The sequence below is a fragment of the Falsiruegeria sp. JB4-1 genome (genome assembly GCF_055693495.1).
Genome location: NZ_JBVFTZ010000002.1, coordinates 96,359 through 120,511, shown reverse-complemented (window position 1 = coordinate 120,511; position 24,153 = coordinate 96,359). Strand labels below are relative to the sequence as shown.

The window sequence follows — 24,153 nt, the reverse complement described above, 5'->3', positions numbered from 1 at the left end:
AGAAACTGGCAGTCATTCGAAAGCTTGTGGCAATAGATCGAATGTCAAATTTCGAGCCGAACTCTATCTCCAAATTGCTTCAATCAGAGTTCCTCCTAAGGAGTGGGCTGTTGGTGAATGTAACTTGGTTTGTTGTGCGGTCCACGATTGAAAGCGCCTTCTCCACATTGCCGGGGGAAGTGGGGAAGAAGGTCGGGTGGTGGCAAAGTGGGGGGTACACTTGCTACCACCCGGCATTGTTTTCACAACCTCAGCTCCCACCTTGTAAACATTGCAATGGAGAAGTTGCAGGAATGTGTGACGCAGAACTGGTCACAATTGGGAACTCGGAGCAGTCCAAAAATAGTTCGCGCCGCCCGGTACCACTCCGGGCGGCGCGAGGTGTAGTCTATGCGAACTCGATGCCGTTGTTCACCATGGGGAGCACAGCAACATTTGTCCCGGCGCTTGCAATTGCGTTTGCCAATGCAGGAGCTGAAGGCGGAGTTCCCGGTTCGCCAATACCCGACGGCGGTTCGGCAGAGGGGACGATATGTGTTTCGATCGCACCAATATCCCCGATCCGCAACGGTTCATAATCCGGGAAGTTGTATTGGTCCACGGCGCCTTCGGTCAATGTGATCTCATCTCGCATTGCATGGCCAAGCCCGTATCCGACAGCGCCCTCGATCTGAGCCTTGATAACGTCAGGGTTTACGGCAATGCCACAATCGACTGCGCAAGTGACCTTCTCTATTTGCACACCATCTTCGACGTTACCGGAAATCTCGACGACTTCTGCGACATAGCTGCCAAAAGACTTGTGGACCGCGATCCCTTGAGATCGACCCTTGGGCGGGTTCCCCCAGTTTCCTTTTTCAGCAGCAAGTTTCAGGACGGCTGCTTTGCGCGCTTGATCCGCTCCGTCTTTCAGATGGGCCAGGCGGAATTCGACAGGATCACGTCCCGCGGCGCGGGCAGCCATGTCCATCATCACTTCCATGGCATAGGCAGTATGTGTGTGACCGACTGAGCGCCACCAGAGCGTGCTTGTCGCTTTTTTGGTATCTGTCAAACCAACATGGAGGCCGGGGATCTGATAGGGTGTGTCAGAAACACCCTCTACAGACGAATGGTCCACGCCATCATGGACCACCATCGGTTCGAACGCAGTGCCTTTCATGATGGATTGCCCTGCGATCCGGTGATCCCAAGCAACGATCTCGCCCTCTTCTGAGAGCCCAACTTTGACCTTGTGCCCAAACGCAGGGCGGTAGAAACCGCCGCGTACGTCATCTTCACGGCTCCAGACAAGTTTCACCGGGCGCGTCCGGTCGGTAATGGCAAACGCCAACGCCGCTTCGACCTGATAGTCAGCATTGGGCGTCGCTCGGCGCCCAAATGATCCACCGGCAAGCATCGTATTGATACGCACTTTTTCCATCGGCAACTCAAAGATCTGCGCCAACGCCATATGTGGTCCGGTTGGCATTTGCGCACCATCGTGCAACGTGATCCCGCCATCTTCATTGGCCTCGATCGTACAGTTCAGTGGCTCCATTGGAGCATGTGCCAAAAGCGGGAAGTAGAAGGTCTGCTCGACCGTTTTTGCCGCTTGCTCCATTGGAGCCGGATCGTTCTTGAGGACGTTGTATTCCTCTTTGGCCTCCAATGCGGCAAAGATTTCCTTCTTAATCTGGTCGCTGTCGCGTATCTCGGCGTTAGTAAGATCCCAATCAACGGTCAACGCATCGCGGGCTTGCATCGCAGCCCAAGTATTCTCGGCATAAACCGCGACGGCAGCCTTGTTGGGTAGAATAGCCGCGCGAATGAAACCTTTGACCGATCTTGCCTCGCTGTCGTCAAAGGCGTTTACCAACCCGCCAGATTGCAAGGGGCGGGCCAACATCACGACCATTTGGTTTGGAAGGAAGACATCCATGGCATATTTCGCCTGTCCGTTTCCCTTGATCACACTGTCCAAGCGCCGAACATCAGGATTTCCGATCAAACGCCATTGGTCTGGTGTTTTGAGCACCGGTTCTGTTGGGGCTTTTAGCGAGGACGCTGCCGCGACAAACTCGCCGATTGATACGGCTTGACCAGCCCCGATGATTTCTCCATCGACAATATCCAATGTAGCAGGATCGGCGTTCCATTCTTGTGCAGCGGCATCAATCAGAACAGCGCGCGCGGCAGCCCCAGCTGTACGGTATTGCATGAAAGAATTGGCCATGGCGGTCGAGCCACCCGTGCCCTGAAACTGGCCAAATGCAAGATTGGCATAAAGCTCGGGATTGGAAGGTGCGAATTCATAATCAATCTGGTCCATGCGAACCCCGATCTCTTCGGCGATCAACGTGGAGAGCCCTGTTGCAGGGCCTTGGCCTTTTTCGAAATGTTTGATGATTGCGACAACCCGGCCATTGGCCCCGATTTTAACAAATGGATTGATCTGAGCCCGCGCATCGCCTGTGGCCAGTGCCCCGCTAGGTGAAACCCCTACGACAAGACATGCTCCTGCTGCAGCAACGCCCTTCAGAAATCCGCGACGAGATGTGTTGATTGTCATTGATCAGCCCTCCAGGATTTCCGACGCGCGCTGAACTCCGGCGCGAATACGTTGATAGGTGGCACAGCGGCAGGCGTTGCCGTCCATGTACGAATGAATGTCTTCGACTGAAGGTTTGGGATTTTCTGTCAGCAGGCCCACGGCAGACATCACTTGCCCCGACTGGCAATAACCACACTGCACGACGTCAAGTTCTTCCCACGCCTGCTGTACGGCTGCACCTTCTTTAGTGTTCCCGATCGCCTCAATTGTCGTGATCTCAGATCCTTCGACGTCTTCTATATAGGTTTGGCAAGACCGCGCAGGTTCCCCATCAATGTGGACGGTACAGGCCCCACAAGACGCCACGCCGCAGCCAAATTTGGTGCCGGTCATCTTCAGCTCATCCCGGATCACCCACAGCAAAGGGGTGCCGGGTTCGGCGTCAACAGTGTGATCGACGCCGTTCAATTTCAATGTTAGACTCATTATGGGGAACCTCCTCAGGGGGAAACGTCAGGGGTGTAAACTTCACAGTTTACCTTATGCAATAGTTTGACAGCTGTAAACCGATGAGTTTACAGGCACAGGGGTCGCCGGAGTAAGAGATCTCAATATGACTGATGTCGTTGACCAAGCTGAAGATAAACGAGCACAAATTCTGAAGGCCGCAGAGCTTGAGTTTCAGGAAAACGGATTTCAGCTGGCAAGCATGGATCGCATTTCCGCACGGGGAGGCGCGTCCAAGAGAACAGTCTACAAATACTTTGAAAGTAAAGAGAAACTGTTTCAAGAATTGATACGGCAGCACTGGAGCAAGTTTGTCGCGAGCCTAGATGTGACCTACGAGAAAGGTCGTGACATTCGTGATCAGCTCACTGAACTTGGCCATTCAGAAGGGCGCCTTCTGACCTCTCCTGAGGTGATGGCTACGACACGCATGGTGATGAGCGAAGTTCTGCGCAGCCCGGAACTCGTCGAAGAAAACGAAGAAAAGACCGACTTCAAAGAGGCCTTTGAGACCATGCTAAGTGAGGCATCTGCCGATGATCAGCTTAGCATTGAGGATCCAAAATTGGCGGCCGAAGAGTTCATTTCATTGATAAAGGGCAAAGCTTTTTGGCCCGTGATTTTTGGCGCGCCCGTTGTGACCCCAGAGGAAATGTCAAAGATCATTGAAAGTAGCGTGGAAATGATCATGAAACGTTACGGACCTTGAATAACCGAGACGGCTTTGTGAGCGATCCGTGAAGGGTGTATTGTTAAGGCGAGCACTGATCATCCTTATGTCATGATCGGTGAGTATCGTGATGTTGCGCTTTTTGGTACAATTCGGTCTGCGAGACTTATGGCGCTTACAGGCATTTTCGCATTCGATTGCACGTCTCTCACGCAAATCCAGCTCTGTGTACTCTACGTTCGTTCCCCTTGCTTTTCAGCACGATAGGGGATGTGTCGACCCCCGGTTTAGAATACACCTCAGTTACAAGTAACAAACTTATAATCATGATTATGTTAAAAATGAGTGTTAGTGATCTATCACATGCACCTGCGCGGTCGTTGTCTGTTTGTAGCACTGAACAAAATCGAAAAAGCCTTGAACCAGGCCATGTTTTGCACGGAATTTTGGTCAACGGTCAAAAATGCCAAGTCGACACCGATCCAAAACCGAGTCACGCGAAAAACAGAGCTTTCAGTGCATAAGGGAAAGTGAATGAGTTCAACAAAAGGCTCTTCGAGTTTCAGTGTGGCCAGCGCATCATTCAAGCTAGACCGCACGCAGAGCACATTCACTTTGCTGGCAAGGCGACACACTCAAGCCAACAATGGCCTGTCAGTGAAACTGAACTGGAAAGTTTGCGTTCTGCAAAAGACACAATCTCAAAATTGGGCTTAGGTAAGCAGACTAACAGGCAGCACGATGTAGTGGAAACAATGGTCGGCTCTTCTAATCTGGGCCAATTAGTTCCGAATGCGCCCGAAGGCTGACAAGCGATTGATCTCATCCAGACGTTCCAGATTTACCACCGTCGATAACATCAGCCTGTCTTGGCTCCAGTCACCTGGCCTTTGAATTGCTAGGGTCGCAAAGGCCAAGGCGGCCACAAAAGGCAAGACTATAGCTATTGAAAGCAAGGCTTGGTTCTTTTGCGGACGCAGTTCCAAAGCTGACAAAATACGGTCTTCCAACATGGTCCTACGACCATCGGATTTGGCCGATCTGTCAGCGGTTACCAAGGTTACCTTGGGCACTGCTATCACAAACGCCCGATCACGTCTCAGCGTGTTTTGACACACTGAAAGTAGCGTGTCGCAATAGGTTCGAACATCGATCCGACCTTGAGACAACACTTTGTCGTCGCAGTTGAATTCGCGCAAGTTTTCCACCTGTCTCTTCCAGGCATGGTAGAAAGGATTTAGGAAAAAAGTGGTTTCAAGGCCTCAAGCAGAATTTCCCACTCCAGATCGCCCTGCCGGATGTGTTGCAGTTCATGTGCAATGGACACCTTCAATTCATGGGCTTGGCCAAGCATATGCGACGGGACAACAACGTAGTAATTCCGCAACCCGCGTGTCGAAAATGGAACCAGTGTGCGATCGGAAAGCCGTATGTGAATACGCCCTAGGCTGCGCCAAGCATAGCTATGAGCCACAATCTCGATAAAGGCAGGCCACAGAATAGATCAACCGGACAGTGCCCACCAGAAAACCTGCGGCGAAAGCAAAAATAGCCGCTTGGGCTAACCAACCCGCCCCATTCAGAACATTCAGCAAAAACGTGTCTCGCAAGTGAACAAGCCCTTCGAGATCAGCGGCCTTCATTTCAAATCCGCCGTTCAGGTAATAAGAAACCACCACGTCCGACAGGTTGATGTTCACGCCACTTGCAATGCCTGAGCTTTGCAGAGTGCGAAAGCCAAGCGCCAGAAATGGCGCGCAGAGGATCAAAAGAAATACACTGTTCAGCAATTGCAACTGAACCCCGTGCGCTTGCTTTAACCCAAGGCGATTCATACCTTCGCGTACGCAAACCCATAAGGGGTACGCAACGCAAATGAGAATGTTGGCATTGATGAATGCGTCCAGCAGTGCTTCACCCGGAATCATCTTTCAACCTCCGATCCACAAGTGCCCGGATTTGCCCCAATGCTTCTTCTGTCAACGCGTCGTCATTGACGAGCCGCGCCACCAGAGAGGCGGGGGTGTCGTCAAAAAGTTTCATCGACAGATCCCTGAGCGAGCGGGATTGATACGTGTCCTTTGCCAAGCTGGGAATATAGACGTGGCTTTTTCCCTCTTTCCGGCTGGTCACGAACTCTTTTTGTTCAAGAATGCGCAGGATCGTTGCTGCGGAAGTATAAGCAAGGTTGCGGTCTGCTGACAGGCGCGCCAACACGTCCCGCACAGTGCCTTCGCCCAAAGCCCAAAGCTCGTTCATGAACTCCAGCTCAACTTCGGTCAAAAGTTCGCTCTTCTTCTTTTTCATTGCCGCCTCATCCCACGCGCCTACTCAGGCGTCATTTGTCGTGATTAGATACTAAGGTTTTCGTTGGACAAAGTAAAAAGTCACACTTTGCGAAAACAGAAGATGCCCCAAGCGATACTTATGACCATCGGCCACCATACCGGTTGACCAAAAATTCCAAGCCAAGCCAAGAAGATATAAGCCGTTCCCAGAAGGGATATGAACAGCCGGTCGCCGAGTGTCGTGGTCAGTCCAAGGATACCCTTGCGTTCAAGCCCGTCTCGAAATTTGAAAACTTCGAGCACGCCAATGATCGCAATAGCGCCAAAAATCCCGCAAAACAGCGCAAAGGTCGCTGGTGTCCATGCCATCCAGAACGACGGCCAAAGCGGCGCGGTCCAAGAAAACCCGGTTTCTTCTTCCTTCTTGGCAACGCTACCCCACCCCTGTGCAAAGGCAGGGTTGGCGAGCGCAAAGATGATCAGGGTAAGCGCGTGTTTCATCAGACCCTCCCCAGGGCGAAACCCTTGGCGATGTAGTTACGAACAAAGTAGATGACGATCGCTCCGGGGATGATGGTTAACGTTCCTGCTGCCGCCAAAAGCCCCAGCTCGTACCCGGCGGAAGATGCAGTTTTTGTCATCGTGGCTGCGATCGGCTTGGCAGCAACCGCGGTCAGTGTCTTGGCTAGCAGCAGTTCCACCCACGAAAACATGAAGCAGAAAAAGGCGGCAACGCCGACGCCTGCCTTGATCGTTGGCAAGAAGATCGTCACGAAGAAGCGCGGAAAGGAATAACCATCTACATAAGCGGTTTCATCCAGCTCCTTGGGTACGCCGCCCATGAACCCTTCGAGGATCCAAACCGCCAGCGGGATGTTGAATAGGCAATGCGCCAATGCGACTGCGAGATGCGTGTCGAAGAGGCCAACCGACGAATAGAGTTGAAAGAAAGGCAGAGCAAAAACAGCTGCCGGAGCCATCCTGTTCGTCAGCAGCCAAAAGAACAGCTGCTTGTCGCCCAGGAACCGATACCGTGAAAACGCATAAGCCGCTGGCAACGCAACGCTGACCGAGATTACCGTGTTCAACGACACATAGATGATCGAATTGATATAGCCCCAGTACCACGTAGGATCGGTGAAGATCACCTTGTAATTCTCAAGCGTGAATGTCTGGGGAAACAAGCTGAACCCGCCAAGGATTTCCTGCGTTGTTTTAAAGCTCATCGCGACAAGCCAGTAGATCGGTAAAAGCAGGAACAGGATATACAGGATCGGAATGAGGGAGCGTTTTCTCATTGCGCGTCATCCTTTGTCATCAGGGTGTAGAAAAGCCACGAAACCAGCAATGTGATCGCGAAATAGATCAAGCTCATGGCCGCGGCCGGTCCAAGGTCGAACTGTCCAAGCGCAATCTTAACCAGATCAATCGACAGTAATGTGGTCGAATTTCCGGGCCCGCCGCCGGTCAGAACGAAAGGTTCCGTATAAATGTTGAAACTGTCCATGAACCGCAACAACACGGCTATGGTCAGCACGGTTTTCATCTTTGGAAGTTGAATGTAGCGAAACACTTTCCAAGGGCTGGCACCGTCGATTTTGGCTGCTTGGTAATAGGCATCCGGGATCGACACCAAACCTGCATAGCTGAGTAGCACAACCAGTGACGTCCAATGCCAGACGTCCATGATAATGATCGTGATCCAGGCCGACACCGGCTGTTGGGTCATGTCATAGTTCACGCCGAGCACGTCGTTCATGAAGTACCCAAGCAAGCCGATGTTGGGCAGAGTAAAGATGTTCCACATCGAACCCACCACGTTCCACGGGATCAACATGGGCAAAGCCATCGTTACCAGACAAACCGGCACCCAGAACCCCTTACGTGGCATGGATAGGGCCACGATAATACCAAGAGGAACCTCGATAATCAGGATCAGAAAAGTGAACAGAAACTGTCGTCCAAGAGCGGCGTGAAAGCGTTCAGACCGCAAAATCTGTTCGAACCAATCCAAGCCTTGCCAGAAGAACAGGTTGTTCCCAAACGTCTCTTGGACCGAATAGTTCACCACGGTCATGATTGGCACAAGTGCGTTGAATGCGACCAACAACAGAACCGGCAACACAAAGAACCAGGCACGTTGATTTTCGGTTTTCATGACGCCACCTCGGTTGCAATCCAGCCATCCCGATACAGTCTGGTCTGGTCTTGTCGAAAGTTCAGATGCACCTCGGCTCCTTGCTCGAATCCGGTGGTTTCAACTACGGCTTTTACAGAAGCCTCGCCGACCATGACTTCCAGCACCGCGTGCCGTCCGACGTCGGACACTTTGCGCACACGCGCCGGGATACCTGCATCAGCGACAGAAACGAATTCGGGTCGAACGCCCAATTCGGTTTGTCCCCCCTGCCCTGTTACCTGCCCCTCAACAGCCACGTTGTGCCCATTGAAGAAAACTTGCCCATCGTTCACTTCAACAGGCAGAATGTTCATGCCGGGTGAGCCGATGAAATGACCGACAAAGGTGTGTTGTGGACGGTCAAACAACTCGACCGGAGTGCCAATCTGAACGATTTCTCCCAACTCCATCACGACCACCTGATCGGCAAACGTCAGCGCCTCGGTCTGGTCGTGGGTCACGTAGATCATGGTCGCCTTGACCCGCTGATGCAGCTCCTTGAGCTTTGAACGCAGTTTCCACTTTAGATGCGGGTCGATCACTGTCAGCGGTTCGTCGAACATGACCACATTCACGTCGTCGCGGACCAGACCCCGCCCCATTGATATCTTTTGCTTGTTGTCTGGTGACAGATGCGCCGCGCGCGTGTCGAGCATGTCCTCAACCTCAAGCATTTCGGCAATTTCAGCCACACGCTGGGTGATCTTGGCTTCGGCCACTCCACGATTGCGCAAGGGAAAGGCCAGGTTTTCGCGCACAGTCATCGTGTCGTAGATCACCGGAAACTGAAAAACTTGTGCTATGTTGCGCTGATCAGGTGGCAGATCCGTGACGTCCTTCCCGTCAAAGAGAATGCGCCCCTCCGACGGTGCCAAAAGACCTGAAATGATGTTGAGCAGAGTGGACTTGCCGCAACCCGACGGCCCTAAAAGCGCATAGGCGCCCCCATCCTGCCAATCAAGATCGATCTCTTTGAGCGCGTAATCTTCGGACCCTTTTGGATTGGGGAAGTAACTGTGCCGCAGATTGGAAAGCGTGATCTTGGCCATCAAGCGACGAGCCTCCCGTCTTGCGCAAAATAGAATGCGTGTTTCGGGTCCATAAAAAACTGATGCTCTTCGCCAACCCGGTAGGGATGCACCCCAGAAGCCAACGACACCCAACCATCAGATCCCATCTGGAAATGTGCGCTGGACTCTGAACCGGACAATTCGGTGACCTGGACGATCCCACGCAACGAGATTTCACCGGCTGATTTTTTAACGGGCGACACGTGATGCGGCCGGATCGCGACAGTGTATTGTCCATCCGGCAAGTCCACAGCAGCTCCCTGCAACGTCCAACTCACACCAGTCTTAAGTTTGGCTTCAGTCCCGGATTTTGTGATTTCGGCTGCATTTATTGGTGGGTCTGAAAACACGCGGGCCGCCGTCAATGTAGCAGGTTTTCGGAAGATTTCGGCCGTGGGGCCGAACTGTGACACGTGACCGTTGTCCATCAAGGCTGTTTCACCGCCAAGCAACAGAGCTTCTTCGGGTTCCGACGTCGCATACACGACAACTGCTCCGCGCCCGGCAAACAGCTCTGGCAACTGTTCGCGCAGCTCCTCGCGCAACTTGTAGTCGAGGTTGGCCAGCGGTTCGTCCAAAAATACTGCTCGGCTTTCCTTGGCAATAGCGCGAGCCAGTGCGCAACGTTGCTGCTGCCCACCGGACAACTCCTGCGGCCGTCTGTTCAGCATCGGACCCAATTGCAGAATGTCGGCAGCATCCTGCACGCGCCCGTCGATTTCGGATTTGGCCATGCCTGCGACCCGCAACGGGGAGGCGATATTCTCATACACCGTCATATGCGGGTAGTTCACAAAAAACTGGTGCACCAGGCTGATGTTTCGCTTTTGCGTCGACAGCTTCGACACATCTTCCCCATCCATCAGGATTTGGCCCGATGCCAATGGATCCAACCCAGCCATAAGTTTGATCAAAGACGTCTTGCCGGAACCAGTTTGCCCCAGAAGGACGTTAAAATGACCGGGTTTCAACTTCAGTGACGTGGGTTTGATATGAGTGATCCCCCGGATCACTTTGCTGGCCTGTCTAAGCACAACTGTCATGGATATTTTGCCTTTGGTTCTGCCACCCTGTCAGGGTCACAAACGGCCGGACTCACTGGGAGAGCCCGGCCTTGTCGACGGCCCCCTTCGGGAGGGGCCACCGTGATTTCCTTACTGGTTCCAGCGCGCGACCAGCTCGTCGTAGTTGACGGTCTCGCCTTGCGGTTTTTCGTTGTCCAGCTTGGCTTTTGCACCGCCTTTGCCCAGCCATTCGGACGGATCCTTGGGCTCGTTCAGGCGCGGGCCGCAGCCACCATAAACATTTGCACCTTCGTCCGCGGCTTGCATCCGCGCCATGGTGATGTCCATTTCCTCGGCTAGGCGATCCATCGCTTCTTGCGGGGTAAAGGCACCCGAGTTCACGTCACCGATCTGCTGCCACCAGATCTGGGCCAGCTTGGGGTAGTCGGGAACGTTGATGCCGGTCGGCGACCATGCCACGCGATCAGGCGAGCGGTAGAATTCTACCAAACCACCCAGTTTCGGTGCGCGTTCCGTGAACGACTCGTGATTAACCGAGCTGTCACGGGTGAACGTCAAACCAACATGGGATTTTTTTACGTCCACGGTTTTCGAGGTCACAAACTGTGCATAAAGCCATGCTGCCTGGGCCCGATCCGAAGGCGTGGATTTGAGGAAAGTCCAAGAACCCACGTCCTGATAGCCAACCTTTTGACCTTCTTCCCAGTATGGGCCATGGGGGCTGGGAGCCATGCGCCAAAGCGGATTGCCATCACCGTCAACAGTGTTGTTGCCCTCGGATTGCGGCTTGACCATGTCAGCTGTAAAGGCCGTGTACCAGAAGATCTGCTGGGCAACATTACCCTGGCTCAGCGCCAGCAGCGACTGGTAAAAGTCAAAGCTTGCCGCCCCTGGAGGGGCATATTTGCGCAGCCATTCATCCCATTTTCGGATCGCATAAACCGCTGCCGGTCCATTTGCTGCGCCACCGCGCGACACTGAAGCGCCCACCGGATTACAGGTGCCCGCCTCCATGCGGATGCCCCATTCGTCGATCGGAACACCATTTGGTTCGCCGATCGAGCTTAGCTCCGGCCATCGACAACCAGGCATCCGTCATGCGCCAGCCAAGGTCAGGTGCGCGTTTGCCGTAATCCATGTGGCCATAGATGGCGACGCCGTCGACTTCTTTTACGTCTTCTGAAAAGAACTCAGCGATGTCTTCATACGCCGACCAGTTGACCGGAACGCCCAGGTCGTAGCCGTATTTATCTTTGAACGCTGCTTGCAAATCTTCGCGGTCAAACCAGTCTTTACGGAACCAATAAAGGTTCGCAAATTGCTGATCCGGCAGCTGATACAGGTTGCCATCCGGACCGGTCGTGAACTGGATGCCCATGAAGTCATCCAGATCCAATGTCGGCGAGGTTGTCGCAGACCAATCTCCGGACATCTGTTCGGTCAGGTTGTAGGCCAGTTGCAAGCGCGAGTGTGTACCGATCAGGTCACTGTCGTTAACGTAGCCGTCGTACAGGTTTCGCTGCGTTTGCATTTGCGTCTGAACGGCCTGGACAACTTCACCCTCGCCTAGGATTTGGTGGTTTACCTTGATCCCGGTGATTTCTTCGAAGGCTTTCGTCAAAACTTCGGATTCGTATCCGTGAGTTGGAATGCCTTCGGACAGGACGTTGACTTCCATGCCCTTGAACGGCTCAGAGGCCGTGATGAACCAATCCATCTCGGCCATTTGCTCGTCTTTCGACAATGACGAGGGTTGAAATTCCTGTTCAATCCATTTCTTGGCTGCTGCTGCATCGGCAAAAGCAGTTCCAGACCCCGCGATGACGGCAAGCGCCGCAGTCGCGGAGAGCAGATACTTGCGCATCTTTTCTCCTCCCAAAGATTTATTTGAGCCGGGCCAAGCCAGCTTATGAATGAATATTTTGAGGTCAACCTAGCTGTCAACTAAAATATTAGTAGATGTGTGTCGGCGGTAAGGACACATCAAGTGAAACGTGCCACGAAACAAACCTTTTCGCGCTGTCAGTACGCATGGCAGTTGGCATCGCAAAATTGTCACGCAATACTAATGTTAAGACTAAATTAACTTTTGACTAAAATTTCGTGTTCTCGGGGTATCAAGTATGGCAACTGTGCAGGATGAAACCATCTCGCTGTCAAGCACGAAAGCGGACATTCTCGCTCTGCTTGATGCTGAATCTCAAAGCGTTCTGACCGTAGAAACCGACCTCCTGACCACGGTCCGGTTGCCCGAGGGGGCTGTGGTCGAGTATCCTTTCCTGCTTGATGGCCACCTGCTTCTGCTACAACCCGACGGAACGCTGATTGTCTTCCCCAATGCGGCAGAGGCTTCTGTTCTTCTTGATACAGGCAGTGCATTCATTCCCATTACCCGGCTCATCACCGTGTCCACCACGGATGACGCATGGGATACGCTGGCAGACGTTTCCAGAATTCCACTTCACTTTATCGCCAGTCAGGGCACACCACTCCAAGGTTCAGCCAATGATCTTGAGCTCTTTGTCGGAGAACCGCTGATCGGTCTGGAAATCAATCCGCTGCTGCCACCGACCGGCTATCATTTTGGAACCCGAGAAGATCGCCTGTATTTTGGTCAAAACAATGGGAACTCAAACACGGGCTTTGAAATCGTTCAGGATGGGCCTTTGATTTTTGCAGAGACCGATGGGCCGGTACAGGTTCGCATCTCTGACAAGATCAGCTTCGAGTTCGAATTGGAGAGCCCGAATATCGTTGTCACCGAAACCCGCCTTCAATTGAATGGGTTGCTTAGCCGGAACGACCACAAGTCATGGTGATTTGATCGCGCAAGCTGACGGGAGCCTCCAGCTACACTTTGTCGGGTCACGAGCTGATTTCGAAGCTTTGGTGTTGACGTTCCCGACGGATTTTTCAACTGCATCCCGTTCAGATATTCAATCTGGACCCCTTGTGGGCAGGTTGGAAGCATTCACCAATACTGGGGAAAGCGATCTCCACGTTTTTGCGCTCCGGCTGGTTGCCGAAGGTGATGTTGAGATAGACGACAGTCTGGTTGACATGGTTCCGGACGAGACGGATGACCCGACGCCTTTGGTTCCGTCGGAGTTGCTGTTGCCGCATGGTGACGGATACGGATGGGTCCGAGGCGCTGGAAAGCCTGGTTCTGACGATCACGGGCCTTCCCGGCGGTTCGACGCTGAACAGTCTGGGGATTGTATTGCCTACGGGCGCGCAGGCGACGATCGGGGACGATCCGGCGACGGGTGCTGCGACGCTGGTGATCACACTGTTGGCGGCGGATGTGGGGGATGTGCAGGCAGCCTATGAGAGCCTTTCCCTGACCTTGCCCGCGGACTTCTCGACCGAGAACCGCTCGGACCTGCTGGGCAATGCCACCACGCTGCCGATCGAGTTGACGGTGGAGGTGCAGACCGACGAAGACCGCGACCCCAACTCCGACACCCCAACCGACGGAACCGCAACCGCGTCAAGAATCGTCGAAATCGAGGCGACCCCGGACATCACACTGGATGCACCGCGTTTGCGGATTGCCTCCGAGGACGGCGGTGTTCCTGTCAGTGATCAGGGCGTGGATGTGGCGCTTGGGATCGAGATCGCGATTACCGATCAGGACGGATCCGAGACCGAGGATCCCAGCGATCCCCGTTTTGCGGCTATGGTCGAGATCCGTTTTGGCGGCCTGCCTGCCGGAACCGTCGTCAACGGCGGCACGCTGGATGCCGCGGCGGGTGTCTGGAACGGCACGGTAGCGCAGGCCGAGGGGCTGGTTCTGAGTTTGCCCGGGAACTACAACGGCTCGATCCTGTCGGTGATCACGGTGACGACACCCGAGGGGAGCAGAAGCGTGCCGCAGGCGATCGTGGTGACGCCGACCCCGGACATCGTGATTGACGGCGCGATCCTTACGAATGAGACGGATGCACCGGTCGAGGTCCTGCTGTCGGACTTCATCTCGGTGCTGGTCAGCGATCCCGATGAGACAATCGAAAGCCTGAGCTTCACCCTACCGGGGCTGCCGCCGGGGATGAGGGCGGTGGATGGAGCAGGCAATGATGTGGGCAGCTTCACCGACAATGGCGACGGGACATTCACCTTTGACCTGACGATCGCGTCCGGGGATGCTCTGGACCCGGCGGATGTACGGTTGGTGTTCCCGACCGATTACTCGACAACCAGCCCCGAAGTGATGCTTGAGGCGTCGCTCGAGGTGACAACGAGCGACGGCATGGCGACGGGAGATATCCCGGTGCTGATCACCGAAGAGGGCGACGTGCTGCTCGAGGACGCATCCCTGGCGCTGACCGAGACGGACGCGCCGGTGTTGTTCCGGCCAAGCGACAGTCTGGTGCCGCAGGTGACGGACGCCGATGGTTCGGAAAACATCACGCTGGTTGCGGTTGTGTTCAATGAACTGCCTGACGGCACGCGGGTATCAACAGACGGCGGGGCGACATTCACGCTGGTGGGCAACCCCGGGCTGAACTTCATCGGAACACTGGCCGAGTATCAGAACCTGGTGCTGGAACTGCCCACCGACTATTCGACGCAGAACCCCGCGACTGAGCTTTACGCCGAGATCGCGGCGGTGTCAGACGAGGGTGGCTTTGGCCTTGCGCGGCTGGATGTGACGGTGGCTTACGAGTTGGATGTGACCCTGGCAGCACCGGGCGAGGTCACCGCTGTCGAAGACGGCGACGGGGTCGATGGCGGTGGTGTGACGGTTGCTTTGCAGATCGCGGTTGACGCAACCGACCAGGACGGGTCCGAAGATACCACAACAGTCGAGATCGCCTTTGCTGACCTGCCATCGGGGACGACAGTGAACGGCGGCACACTGGATGCGGGCAGCGGGGTATGGACCGGTTCGATGGTGCAGGCCCGGGCGCTGACACTGCATCTGCCCGGCGATTATTCCGGCACGATCAATGCAACGATCACGGCGCTCAGCCCCGAGGGGCAGATCAGCACCAATCAGGTGATCCAGGTCACCCCGACGAGCGATATCGACTTCGACATCGAGGAACTGGTTGCGGTCGAAACCGATGCGCGTGTGGTGGTGAAGCCGTCGGAAGCACTGGGAGGTCTCGATCTCGGACAACGATCCCAATCTTCCGTTCGAGGAGCTCGAGACCGTCACACTGAGCCTTGGCAACCTGCCGCCGGACGTTCTGGTCCTGGGGGTTCCGGCAAGCACGATCAGCTATAACTCCGGCGCCGGGGGCAGCTTTGTCTTCACTGGAACGGCGGCGCAATATCAGGCTCTGGAGTTGAGTTTTCCCTTAGACTACTCGACCGAAAGCCCGGCCAGTGATGGTGTCGTGCTGACAGGCACGCTGAGTGCAACCTCGACCGAGGACGCTGTTGGACAGTCAACGCCGGTCACCCTGAGGATCACGCCCGAAGGTGATGTTGAGATAGACGACAGTCTGGTTGACATGGTTCCGGACGAGACGGATGACCCGACGCCTTTGGTTCCGTCGGAGTTGCTGTTGCTCGACGGTGACGGATACGGATGGGTCCGAGGCGCTGGAAAGCCTGGTTCTGACGATCACGGGCCTTCCCGGCGGTTCGACGCTGAACAGTCTGGGGATTGTATTGCCTACGGGCGCGCAGGCGACGATCGGGGACGATCCGGCGACGGGTGCTGCGACGCTGGTGATCACACTGTTGGCGGCGGATGTGGGGGATGTGCAGGCAGCCTATGAGAGCCTTTCCCTGACCTTGCCCGCGGACTTCTCGACCGAGAACCGCTCGGACCTGCTGGGCAATGCCACCACGCTGCCGATCGAGTTGACGGTGGAGGTGCAGACCGACGAAGACCGCGACCCCAACTCCGACACCCCAACCGACGGAACCGCAACCGCGTCAAGAATCGTCGAAATCGAGGCGACCCCGGACATCACACTGGATGCACCGCGTTTGCGGATTGCCTCCGAGGACGGCGGTGTTCCTGTCAGTGATCAGGGCGTGGATGTGGCGCTTGGGATCGAGATCGCGATTACCGATCAGGACGGATCCGAGACCGAGGATCCCAGCGATCCCCGTTTTGCGGCTATGGTCGAGATCCGTTTTGGCGGCCTGCCTGCCGGAACCGTCGTCAACGGCGGCACGCTGGATGCCGCGGCGGGTGTCTGGAACGGCACGGTAGCGCAGGCCGAGGGGCTGGTTCTGAGTTTGCCCGGGAACTACAACGGCTCGATCCTGTCGGTGATCACGGTGACGACACCCGAGGGGAGCAGAAGCGTGCCGCAGGCGATCGTGGTGACGCCGACCCCGGACATCGTGATTGACGGCGCGATCCTTACGAATGAGACGGATGCACCGGTCGAGGTCCTGCTGTCGGACTTCATCTCGGTGCTGGTCAGCGATCCCGATGAGACAATCGAAAGCCTGAGCTTCACCCTACCGGGGCTGCCGCCGGGGATGAGGGCGGTGGATGGAGCAGGCAATGATGTGGGCAGCTTCACCGACAATGGCGACGGGACATTCACCTTTGACCTGACGATCGCGTCCGGGGATGCTCTGGACCCGGCGGATGTACGGTTGGTGTTCCCGACCGATTACTCGACAACCAGCCCCGAAGTGATGCTTGAGGCGTCGCTCGAGGTGACAACGAGCGACGGCATGGCGACGGGAGATATCCCGGTGCTGATCACCGAAGAGGGCGACGTGCTGCTCGAGGACGCATCCCTGGCGCTGACCGAGACGGACGCGCCGGTGTTGTTCCGGCCAAGCGACAGTCTGGTGCCGCAGGTGACGGACGCCGATGGTTCGGAAAACATCACGCTGGTTGCGGTTGTGTTCAATGAACTGCCTGACGGCACGCGGGTATCAACAGACGGCGGGGCGACATTCACGCTGGTGGGCAACCCCGGGCTGAACTTCATCGGAACACTGGCCGAGTATCAGAACCTGGTGCTGGAACTGCCCACCGACTATTCGACGCAGAACCCCGCGACTGAGCTTTACGCCGAGATCGCGGCGGTGTCAGACGAGGGTGGCTTTGGCCTTGCGCGGCTGGATGTGACGGTGGCTTACGAGTTGGATGTGACCCTGGCAGCACCGGGCGAGGTCACCGCTGTCGAAGACGGCGACGGGGTCGATGGCGGTGGTGTGACGGTTGCTTTGCAGATCGCGGTTGACGCAACCGACCAGGACGGGTCCGAAGATACCACAACAGTCGAGATCGCCTTTGCTGACCTGCCATCGGGGACGACAGTGAACGGCGGCACACTGGATGCGGGCAGCGGGGTATGGACCGGTTCGATGGTGCAGGCCCGGGCGCTGACACTGCATCTGCCCGGCGATTATTCCGGCACGATCAATGCAACGATCACGGCGCTCAGCCCCGAGGGGCAGATCAGCACCAATCAGGTGATCCAGGTCACCCCGACGAGCGATATCGACTTCGACATCGAGGAACTGGTTGCGGTCGAAACCGATGCGCGTGTGGTGGTGAAGCCGTCGGAAGCCTGGGAGGTCTCGATCTCGGACAACGATCCCAATCTTCCGTTCGAGGAGCTCGAGACCGTCACACTGAGCCTTGGCAACCTGCCGCCGGACGTTCTGGTCCTGGGGGTTCCGGCAAGCACGATCAGCTATAACTCCGGCGCCGGGGGCAGCTTTGTCTTCACTGGAACGGCGGCGCAATATCAGGCTCTGGAGTTGAGTTTTCCCTTAGACTACTCGACCGAAAGCCCGGCCAGTGATGGTGTCGTGCTGACAGGCACGCTGAGTGCAACCTCGACCGAGGACGCTGTTGGACAGTCAACGCCGGTCACCCTGAGGATCACGCCCGAAGGTGATGTTGAGATAGACGACAGTCTGGTTGACATGGTTCCGGACGAGACGGATGACCCGACGCCTTTGGTTCCGTCGGAGTTGCTGTTGCCGCACGGTGACGGATACGGATGGGTCCGAGGCGCTGGAAAGCCTGGTTCTGACGATCACGGGCCTTCCCGGCGGTTCGACGCTGAACAGTCTGGGGATTGTATTGCCTACGGGCGCGCAGGCGACGATCGGGGACGATCCGGCGACGGGTGCTGCGACGCTGGTGATCACACTGTTGGCGGCGGATGTGGGGGATGTGCAGGCAGCCTATGAGAGCCTTTCCCTGACCTTGCCCGCGGACTTCTCGACCGAGAACCGCTCGGACCTGCTGGGCAATGCCACCACGCTGCCGATCGAGTTGACGGTGGAGGTGCAGACCGACGAAGACCGCGACCCCAACTCCGACACCCCCACAGACGGAACCGCAACCGCGTCAAGAATCGTCGAAATCGGGTTCGAGCTGGACGTAACACTAAGTGCACCCGCAACGTTGATCAGAACAGAGGACGTCAGCAGCCCCGGCGTTTTTCTAGACCTTGGCATTTCGGTCGCCGCCACGGATATTGATGGATCCGAAAACAGCACAATTGTGGAAATACGCTTTGTTGGTCTTCCGGATGGTTCCAGTTTCTCATCCGGCCAGTTCGATCCAAGCACCGGAATTTGGACAGGCAGCATGGCCGCAGCTAATGCGTTGAACGTGCGCCTGCCAGAAGACTACTCCGGCACAATAACATCCACGATCATCGCTTTGAGTCCCGAAGGGCAAGTGAGCACCAATCAGACGATTATTGTTTTGCCGACCGGAGACATCGTGTTCGATGTTGAAGAATTGCAGGCCGCAGAAACAGACAGCCGTGTCGTCGTGTCCCCATCAACGGCTTGGACGGTTTCAGTCGACGACACCGACGGGAACCCACCGGTCGAAACACTTGAAACTCTTTCGCTTGTTTTGGTCGATTTGCCTGCGAATGTGCTGATTTCGGGAGTGCCCGCCTCTAGCTACAGTTATGATCCCGCCGTTGGCGGCGAATTTTCCTTTACTGGAACCGAAGCGCAGTACCTGGCTTTGCAACTGAGTTTTCCAACGGATTTTTCAACCGAAAGCCCTTCGTCAAATGGAATTGTTCTAACGGGTACCCTTTCGGCAACTTCGTCAGAAAATCCACGTGGCTCAAGCACCGCGGTTACATTGCGCATTTCGCCTGAGGGTGACGTCGAAATCGACGATACGCTGCCGGACACCATTCCAGACGAAACAGACGCCAGCACGCTGGTGACACCATCCGAATTGTTGCTGCCAGAGGCAACAGACCTGGACGGGTCCGAGGCCCTGCAATCCTTGGAACTGGTCATCGAAGGGTTGCCAGCGGGATCGGACGAAACATCACTGCAGGTTACCATACCACCCGGTGCCACCGTCAGTTTTGCGACGGATCCCGATTGGGGGACAAGCACTCTGACCCTGGAGATGGATGTCGCAGACGTTGGCGATGTACTTGCAGCCTACCAATCGTTTGATCTTACTTTGCCTGCAGACTTTTCGACGGCCAATCGTGCGGATCTATCTGCCGACGCGACCACGTTTCCACTGACATTCACTCTGAATGTACAAACGGACGAGGATCAGGACCCGAATACGGATACTCCGACGGATGGCACGGCGACCGCAACACGTGTTGTCGAGATCGGGTTCGAAGCCGACATCTCATTGTCGGCGCCATTCCGCGTCGATGCAGAAGAGGACGATGGCGACACTGGGGATCCGGATTTGGGTGTCGACGTCGATCTTGGGATCCAGATTGACATTACCGATCAGGATGGATCTGAAACAGCGGACCCGTCGGATGCGCGATTTGCCGCTACTGTCACCGTCACCATGTTCGGCTTGCCGGACGGAACAACCGTGAATGGTGGCGTACTCGTCGGGAATCGCTGGACCGGAACCGTAGCCGAGGCGAACGATCTGATCCTGTCGTTGCCTCCTAACTACAATGGCGAAATCCTCAATCTGATTACGGTTACGACGCCGGAAGGATTGGAAAATACCGTTCAGGGGGTCATTGTTGCCCCTACCCCGGATGTGATCATCGAAGGTGACGTCACAGTCGATGAAACGGATGCTGTCGTATCAGTCATGTTGTCCGACTTCATCGATGTAATTGTCGACCCGAGCGAAACCATCGAAAACCTGACCTTTGACCTCGACGGTCTTCCTGCGGGAACCGAGGTGGTTGATGGAAGCGGCAACCCCATCGGCAGCTTCAGCGACAATGGCGATGGCACTGTCGATTTCCTCTACGTGTTCAACGGAACAGGGACCATCGCAACAGATGCGACGATCCTTTTACCGCGGGACTATTCAACAACATCGCCCTTGCAAGACCTGTTTGCACGGATGTCGGTCACAACAAACGAAGGAACAGTATCCGAAGATATTCCTGTCACTGTTCGCGAGGAAGGCGATCTGGCAATTGGGGATGGTAGCTTTGCTCTGGTCGAGACCGACGCGCCGCTTCAATTCCGTCCTGCGGATGAAATCATGCCCATGGCGACGGATATCGATGGTTCGGAGTCAGTTTCCCGTGTTGCTGTCCTGTTCAACGCACTACCCACCGGAACCCGGTTCTCGATAGATGGTGGCAGCAGTTTCACGGATGCGGTGCCGACCCTGCAGTTCGTGGGAACCCTGGCCGAATACAACGACCTAATCATCGAATTGCCGACAGATTTCTCCACCGAAAACCCGGCAACCAGTCTGACAGGAGCGGTATTTGCGATCACCGATGAAGGGGGATTGGGTCGCGGTGATCTGACGATAACGGTGGATGCCGAAGGAGACGTCGAAGTCACCGGTCCAGGCCGTCTTGACCTTGTTGAAAACGATGCACCCGGGGACATTGATGAAGACCAGACCACGCAGGACCCCATTGACGCACGTCTGGCGGATGCACTGGCTGCAACTGGATCGGATCAGGACGGATCGGAAAGCGTTGCCGAGGTAGATGTCCGCATAAATGGCCTTCCGTCAGGAACTCGCTATTCCACCGACGATGGTCAAACGTTCCAGGACGTGCCCGCCGGGCCGTCGTTCACCCTGAACGGGCTGACCAACGATCAATACGAAGACTTGATATTCAGGTTCCCGGACGACTTTTCCTCAACCTCTACGATTTCTGGGTCAGTGACGTTCACGACGGACGAGGCAATTATTGCCAACGAAACCGACACAACACCATTTGATGGAATAGAAACCCGCGATTTTGTCATTACGGTCGCATCTGAGCAGGATGTCGTCATTACTGCACAAGACGTCACCGTAATCGAAGACTTGGGAACCTTCATCCCCTTCAATCTGGATGCGGCAGTCACTGACATTGACGGGTCAGAAAGTATAACGAGCATAACAGTCGACTTTGATGGACTTCCTTCAGGTGACACCGAGCTGACCGGAGGCGTCATCGTCAATGGACCGACTGCGTCCTGGAGCGGCAGCCTTGCCGAATTGCGAGCATTGGGAGTTGTATCATTCCCCGAACATTTCTCAGGCATTGTTGGCGTCACGGTCACGGTACAAACCAACGAAGGTATTGCGGCTGGCACCTCCGAGAGTTTTGACCTGAACGTCACCCCAGTGGCAGAACCGACACTTGTCATATCCGTCGATGATACCCCGTCGAGCGTCGACATGATTGATGATGGCAACTTCATTGTGGACGAGGATACATCGTTCCTTTTGACGTTTGACGCTCAAACACCCGACAGAGACGGGTCGGAGCGGCTGACTACAATTGTAGTTGAAAACCTACCGGCCGGATGGGTTCCGAATACAAATGGTGTTGTTGACTTGGCGCTGTTTGAACAAGGGGCCGCTCAGGTTTCTTCAGCAACTGTCTCCGGGACAACGTTAGAAATTGTGCTGAACAACGGCGTGCAAGAATTCATTGGAGCTCTCAGGGTCACGCCCTTGGCCGACGATGACCGCGACGCCGAGACCATCGTGGGATCTGATCTTGTTGCCACCGTCACATCCGTCGACACAGCAGCAGGGTTACCTTCGGATACACTGACTGCGCGGGATGAGTTGGACATTGATGTCGATGCAATTGTCGACACGCTGGACTATTCCGTCAGCAATTCCCGTACTTCAGAGAATACGAGTGGACTGAGGCGCTTGAACATTCCTCTGGCCGACATTGCGCTTCAGGACAAAGATGGGTCCGAAACGCTGCAAAGCCTGACACTGACCATCTCGGTAGAAACTGAAAGCGACCAATTTGACCCATCCAATTCGGATGATCTGTTGTTGGAAGTACGTGGAAACAATCTGGCAAGGAACGTCGATATCAGTCAGGTCAGTTTCACCGCGGACAGCGTGACTTATTCGATCACGCCGAAACCCGGTGTCAGTAATGAGGACTACGCCGAAGCACTAGAAGCGCTACGCATCGAGTTGCCGCAACACTTTAGCGGTGTTCTAACGCTTGATGGGCAACTTGCATGGAACGAAACCACCACGGGCGATGTTGAGGTTGATCTGGGCGACAACTTTGCGACCTCTGACTTCCAGATTGTTCAAACTGTCCGACCACGAGCAGAAGCAGAGTTGGCAGCCGCTGTTTTTGTTCGAGATGTGGATCAGGTTACGGATGAAAGCCCGCAAATTGTGCAGGCGGAGATCAAAAACGGCTCCGTCAGCGGAGACGAAATACTGACGCTGCTCGAAAGCACGGCAGATGGAAGTGGTCCGGGACAGGTGGAGATGTTCGTCGGGCTGGACGCCAGAACCCTGGACACAGACGGTTCTGAAGAAATCGATACGATCTTCATTACCAACATTCCGACGGATTGGATTGCCGATCACCTCAATGGCAACGTCGTCTTGCAATCGGCATTCTACACCCCGGATGGGGCCCGACCGCTGGAACAATCGCAATTCGATCTGATCGATAGCGCGACGTATGACGACACAACCGGAACGCTGACGATTACCCTTGTTGCGGACGTCACCAGCTTTGCGGCTTCGGTGCAATTGCGTCCGTCCCTTTATGAAGACTATGACGTCGATCGACAGGATGGAGATCCATTTATGTCGCTCGGTGATTTCTTCGGTGATGATCTGAATATCGAACTCGTCGTGTCTGACGACAACACGGACGAAGTACGGACCGAGACCGCCGATGCGACTTATGACGTAGATGTGGAACCGGTCAACAACATCGCAGTCATTCTGACCCTTCCCGTTGGAAATGAACAGGTTATCGACGACGCCGGAGGTGTTTGGCAGATTCCCTTTGAGCCTATTATTCAGGACACGGACGGATCGGAAACAGTGACTGCTGTGGTAATGCGCGAAGTACCCAATGGTGTCACAGTTTATGTCGAAAATCCCGCAGATCCCGGTGGGGAAAAATCCCGGCGTTGCTCACAGATGTGAACCAACCACCCGGCTTTAACTCCTGGAGCCTCGAAAACGGTAGCTGGCTTACAGCTGAACTTCGCGGAATTCCGACCCACTACGCTGGCGACTATCCTCTAAATATTGACGTTGTAACCACCGAGGCCGATGGCGGAAACACACGTGTGACGACGTTAAGTGAAGTGTTACACATTGATCCAATCGTTGACGGCGGTGATCCATCCGAAAGCTTTGACGGGCTGGAAGATACGGCACTTGCAACTCCTATCGACGGGAACATAATCGACAATCTCAACAATTCGCCTGGATCACCCGAGGCGATCTTGGGCGAAGTTGTAATCACCAATGTCGTTCCGGATTCCTTTGGCCGCTTCCCGACTTTCTTCCAAGGCCCTCCGCAAGCAGATCCCTTAGTCCCCGACGCTTACTACAATGCTTTGCCGGTCAACGCGGATGGTGAATTGCGTTTGACCCCGACGCAAGCTGCTGAGCTTTGGATTTTGCACTGGGCAAGACAGCAACGAAAACATCCAATTCAATGTTTCAGTTGTTTACTACGAGACGATTGATGTCAGCCAGTTCCAGCTGGCGACTGGCACCGTCACGGT

Annotated in this window: 16 protein-coding genes and 1 pseudogene; 5 read left to right on the top strand and 12 right to left on the bottom strand. The window is 55.3% G+C overall.

Annotated elements, in window-relative coordinates; translation table 11 throughout:
* Positions 1-388: 388 nt before the first annotated feature.
* Both ACZ1HE_RS22490 and ACZ1HE_RS22485 read right to left on the bottom strand, forming a co-directional pair.
* Positions 389-2,551 (bottom strand): xanthine dehydrogenase family protein molybdopterin-binding subunit, encoded by a 2,163-nt coding sequence (locus ACZ1HE_RS22490; protein WP_472624811.1) that lies wholly within the window; start codon positions 2,549-2,551, stop codon positions 389-391.
* Positions 2,552-2,554: 3 nt separating this feature from the next.
* Positions 2,555-3,019: a (2Fe-2S)-binding protein gene (locus ACZ1HE_RS22485; RefSeq protein ID WP_472624809.1), complete on the bottom strand. Its 465-nt coding sequence runs from the start codon at positions 3,017-3,019 to the stop codon at positions 2,555-2,557.
* 127 nt (positions 3,020-3,146) lie between these two features.
* Here ACZ1HE_RS22485 and ACZ1HE_RS22480 point away from each other — a divergent pair, with 127 nt between their 5' ends.
* Positions 3,147-3,749, top strand: a complete 603-nt coding sequence (locus ACZ1HE_RS22480) for a TetR/AcrR family transcriptional regulator (RefSeq protein ID WP_472624807.1) — start codon at positions 3,147-3,149, stop codon at positions 3,747-3,749.
* Positions 3,750-4,492: 743 nt separating this feature from the next.
* Here ACZ1HE_RS22480 and ACZ1HE_RS22475 read toward each other — a convergent pair.
* From ACZ1HE_RS22475 to ACZ1HE_RS22435, 9 genes and pseudogenes are all read right to left on the bottom strand, one after another.
* On the bottom strand, positions 4,493-4,909 hold the full coding sequence (locus ACZ1HE_RS22475) for a hypothetical protein (protein WP_472624805.1): 417 nt from the start codon (positions 4,907-4,909) through the stop codon (positions 4,493-4,495).
* A gap of 264 nt (positions 4,910-5,173) precedes the next feature.
* The gene (locus tag ACZ1HE_RS22470) at positions 5,174-5,638 is read right to left on the bottom strand and encodes a hypothetical protein (RefSeq protein ID WP_472624803.1); all 465 of its coding nucleotides are present in this window, start codon (positions 5,636-5,638) and stop codon (positions 5,174-5,176) included.
* On the bottom strand, positions 5,625-6,017 hold the full coding sequence (locus tag ACZ1HE_RS22465; protein WP_472624801.1) for a BlaI/MecI/CopY family transcriptional regulator: 393 nt from the start codon (positions 6,015-6,017) through the stop codon (positions 5,625-5,627). Before ACZ1HE_RS22465 ends, ACZ1HE_RS22470 begins: the two co-directional genes overlap by 14 nt.
* Positions 6,018-6,097: 80 nt before the next feature.
* Complete coding sequence (locus ACZ1HE_RS22460) at positions 6,098-6,499, bottom strand: DUF2160 domain-containing protein (protein WP_472624799.1); 402 nt, start codon at positions 6,497-6,499, stop codon at positions 6,098-6,100.
* Positions 6,499-7,296, bottom strand: a complete 798-nt coding sequence (locus ACZ1HE_RS22455) for a carbohydrate ABC transporter permease (protein WP_472624797.1) — start codon at positions 7,294-7,296, stop codon at positions 6,499-6,501. The genes ACZ1HE_RS22460 and ACZ1HE_RS22455 overlap by 1 nt, the downstream gene beginning before the upstream one ends.
* On the bottom strand, positions 7,293-8,156 hold the full coding sequence (locus tag ACZ1HE_RS22450; RefSeq protein ID WP_472624795.1) for a carbohydrate ABC transporter permease: 864 nt from the start codon (positions 8,154-8,156) through the stop codon (positions 7,293-7,295). The genes ACZ1HE_RS22455 and ACZ1HE_RS22450 overlap by 4 nt, the downstream gene beginning before the upstream one ends.
* The gene (locus ACZ1HE_RS22445) at positions 8,153-9,226 is read right to left on the bottom strand and encodes an ABC transporter ATP-binding protein (protein WP_472624793.1); all 1,074 of its coding nucleotides are present in this window, start codon (positions 9,224-9,226) and stop codon (positions 8,153-8,155) included. Before ACZ1HE_RS22445 ends, ACZ1HE_RS22450 begins: the two co-directional genes overlap by 4 nt.
* Positions 9,226-10,290: an ABC transporter ATP-binding protein gene (locus tag ACZ1HE_RS22440; RefSeq protein WP_472624791.1), complete on the bottom strand. Its 1,065-nt coding sequence runs from the start codon at positions 10,288-10,290 to the stop codon at positions 9,226-9,228. The genes ACZ1HE_RS22445 and ACZ1HE_RS22440 overlap by 1 nt, the downstream gene beginning before the upstream one ends.
* 111 nt (positions 10,291-10,401) lie before the next feature.
* Positions 10,402-12,136: pseudogene (locus tag ACZ1HE_RS22435) on the bottom strand (ABC transporter substrate-binding protein).
* A gap of 259 nt (positions 12,137-12,395) precedes the next feature.
* On the opposite strand from ACZ1HE_RS22435, the gene ACZ1HE_RS22430 reads away from it, so the two are divergent.
* Together ACZ1HE_RS22430 and ACZ1HE_RS22425 are read left to right on the top strand one after the other, a co-directional pair.
* A complete protein-coding gene (locus ACZ1HE_RS22430; RefSeq protein WP_472624789.1) occupies positions 12,396-13,091 on the top strand; it encodes a hypothetical protein in 696 nt (231 codons plus the stop codon).
* A 260-nt stretch (positions 13,092-13,351) separates the two neighbouring features.
* Complete coding sequence (locus ACZ1HE_RS22425) at positions 13,352-15,502, top strand: hypothetical protein (protein WP_472624787.1); 2,151 nt, start codon at positions 13,352-13,354, stop codon at positions 15,500-15,502.
* A 78-nt stretch (positions 15,503-15,580) separates the two neighbouring features.
* On the opposite strand, the gene ACZ1HE_RS22420 is transcribed toward ACZ1HE_RS22425, so the two are convergent.
* Positions 15,581-15,733, bottom strand: a complete 153-nt coding sequence (locus tag ACZ1HE_RS22420; protein ID WP_472624785.1) for a hypothetical protein — start codon at positions 15,731-15,733, stop codon at positions 15,581-15,583.
* A 2,460-nt stretch (positions 15,734-18,193) separates the two neighbouring features.
* Between ACZ1HE_RS22420 and ACZ1HE_RS22415 the strand changes: the two genes are divergently transcribed.
* Entirely contained in the window at positions 18,194-23,563 is a 5,370-nt protein-coding gene (locus ACZ1HE_RS22415; protein ID WP_472624783.1) for a hypothetical protein, read from the top strand.
* Positions 23,560-24,114 (top strand): hypothetical protein, encoded by a 555-nt coding sequence (locus ACZ1HE_RS22410; RefSeq protein ID WP_472624781.1) that lies wholly within the window; start codon positions 23,560-23,562, stop codon positions 24,112-24,114. The genes ACZ1HE_RS22415 and ACZ1HE_RS22410 overlap by 4 nt, the downstream gene beginning before the upstream one ends.
* The last annotated feature ends 39 nt before the right edge of the window (positions 24,115-24,153 follow it).

What these genes read in the sequence shown, in the direction of transcription:
- ACZ1HE_RS22420 (WP_472624785.1), bottom strand. Translation starts at nt 15,733, where the DNA reads ATGTCAACCAGACTGTCGTCTATCTCAACATCACCTTCGGGCGTGATC.
- ACZ1HE_RS22430 (WP_472624789.1), top strand. Translation starts at nt 12,396, where the DNA reads ATGGCAACTGTGCAGGATGAAACCATCTCGCTGTCAAGCACGAAAGCG.
- ACZ1HE_RS22465 (WP_472624801.1), bottom strand. Translation starts at nt 6,017, where the DNA reads ATGAAAAAGAAGAAGAGCGAACTTTTGACCGAAGTTGAGCTGGAGTTC.
- ACZ1HE_RS22425 (WP_472624787.1), top strand. Translation starts at nt 13,352, where the DNA reads ATGACCCGACGCCTTTGGTTCCGTCGGAGTTGCTGTTGCCGCATGGTG.
- ACZ1HE_RS22460 (WP_472624799.1), bottom strand. Translation starts at nt 6,499, where the DNA reads ATGAAACACGCGCTTACCCTGATCATCTTTGCGCTCGCCAACCCTGCC.
- ACZ1HE_RS22445 (WP_472624793.1), bottom strand. Translation starts at nt 9,226, where the DNA reads ATGGCCAAGATCACGCTTTCCAATCTGCGGCACAGTTACTTCCCCAAT.
- ACZ1HE_RS22455 (WP_472624797.1), bottom strand. Translation starts at nt 7,296, where the DNA reads ATGAGAAAACGCTCCCTCATTCCGATCCTGTATATCCTGTTCCTGCTT.
- ACZ1HE_RS22490 (WP_472624811.1), bottom strand. Translation starts at nt 2,551, where the DNA reads ATGACAATCAACACATCTCGTCGCGGATTTCTGAAGGGCGTTGCTGCA.
- ACZ1HE_RS22480 (WP_472624807.1), top strand. Translation starts at nt 3,147, where the DNA reads ATGACTGATGTCGTTGACCAAGCTGAAGATAAACGAGCACAAATTCTG.
- ACZ1HE_RS22470 (WP_472624803.1), bottom strand. Translation starts at nt 5,638, where the DNA reads ATGATTCCGGGTGAAGCACTGCTGGACGCATTCATCAATGCCAACATT.
- ACZ1HE_RS22440 (WP_472624791.1), bottom strand. Translation starts at nt 10,290, where the DNA reads ATGACAGTTGTGCTTAGACAGGCCAGCAAAGTGATCCGGGGGATCACT.
- ACZ1HE_RS22485 (WP_472624809.1), bottom strand. Translation starts at nt 3,019, where the DNA reads ATGAGTCTAACATTGAAATTGAACGGCGTCGATCACACTGTTGACGCC.
- ACZ1HE_RS22450 (WP_472624795.1), bottom strand. Translation starts at nt 8,156, where the DNA reads ATGAAAACCGAAAATCAACGTGCCTGGTTCTTTGTGTTGCCGGTTCTG.